Below are 1,392 nucleotides of genomic sequence, written 5' to 3' on the forward strand. Positions count from 1 at the left end.
CGCGCAGCATTTCGGCGACCAGGAACGCCAGCTCCAGCGACTGCTGGGTGTTCAGCCGCGGGTCGCACGCGGTCTCGTAGCGCCCGGCCAGGTCCAGGTCCGAGATGTCTTGCGCCCCACCGAGGCATTCCGTGACGTTCTCGCCGGTGATCTCGACGTGGATGCCACCCGGATGGGTGCCCAGCGCGCGGTGCACCTCGAAGAAGCCCTGCACCTCGTCGACCACGCGGTCGAAGTGGCGGGTCTTGTACCCGTTGGACGACTCGTGAGTGTTGCCGTGCATGGGGTCGCACTGCCAAATCACCTGATGACCGGTGGCCTGCACCTTCTCGACGATCGGGGGCAGCAGATCGCGCACCTTGTGGTTGCCCATCCGGCTCACCAACGTCAACCGGCCGGGCTTATTGTGCGGGTCAAGCCGTTCCACGTATTCGACCGCCAGCTCCGGGGTCATCGTCGGGCCGATCTTCACGCCGATCGGGTTGGCGATCACCTCCGCGAACGCGATATGCGCACCGTCGAGCTGACGGGTCCGCTCACCAATCCACACGGTGTGCGCCGACAGGTCAAACAGCTGCGGCTCCCCAGCCTCGCTCTCCGACAACCGCAGCATCGCCCGCTCGTAGTCGAGCACCAAAGCCTCATGGCTGGCATAGATCTCAGCGGTCTGCAGATTACGATCGGCCACACCGCAGGCGCTCATGAAGCGCAGGGCCCGGTCGATCTCAGTGGCCAACGCCTCATAACGCGCCCCGGCCGGCGACGTCCGAACGAACTCCCGGTTCCAGTCATGCACCAGATGCAACGACGCCAGCCCCGACGACGTCAGCGCCCGCACCAGGTTCATCGCCGCACTGGCATTGGCATAAGCCCGCACCAGCCGCGACGGGTCATGCTCACGCGCGGCCGCATCCGGGGCGAAGCCATTGATCATGTCCCCGCGATAGGACCGCAACCCCAAAGCGTCGATGTCAGCCGAACGCGGCTTAGCGTACTGGCCCGCGATACGGGCCACCTTGACCACCGGCATGCTGGCGCCATAAGTCAGCACCACCGCCATCTGCAACAACGCACGAACATTGCCCCGGATATGAGGCTCAGTGTTGTCGGTGAACGTCTCCGCACAATCGCCACCCTGCAACAAAAACGCCTCACCCTTAGCGACCTGCGCCAGCTGCTCCTGCAAGCGCACGATCTCCGAAGGCACCGTCACCGGCGGCACACTCTCCAAAACCGTGCGCATCGCCGCCGCCTCATCGGCCGGCCAACTCGGCTGCTGAGCAGCCGGCTTAGCCAGCGCAGCGTCCAAACGCGCCCGCAAGTCAACAGGCAACGGCGGCAGCGACGGCAGCTGGTCGATCGGAATGTCGACGGTCCAGTTCATCGGTCCAT

At 65.2% G+C, this 1,392-nt stretch carries 1 protein-coding gene; it reads right to left on the reverse strand.

The features are described from left to right. Positions 1–1,384, reverse strand: a 1,384-nt coding sequence (locus tag A9X04_RS05400; protein ID WP_067918460.1) for a class II 3-deoxy-7-phosphoheptulonate synthase, incomplete at its 3' end; no start/stop codon positions are given. Between the last annotated feature and the right edge of the window lie 8 nt (positions 1,385–1,392).

Source organism: Mycobacterium sp. E3247, assembly GCF_001667785.1.
GTDB lineage: Bacteria > Actinomycetota > Actinomycetes > Mycobacteriales > Mycobacteriaceae > Mycobacterium.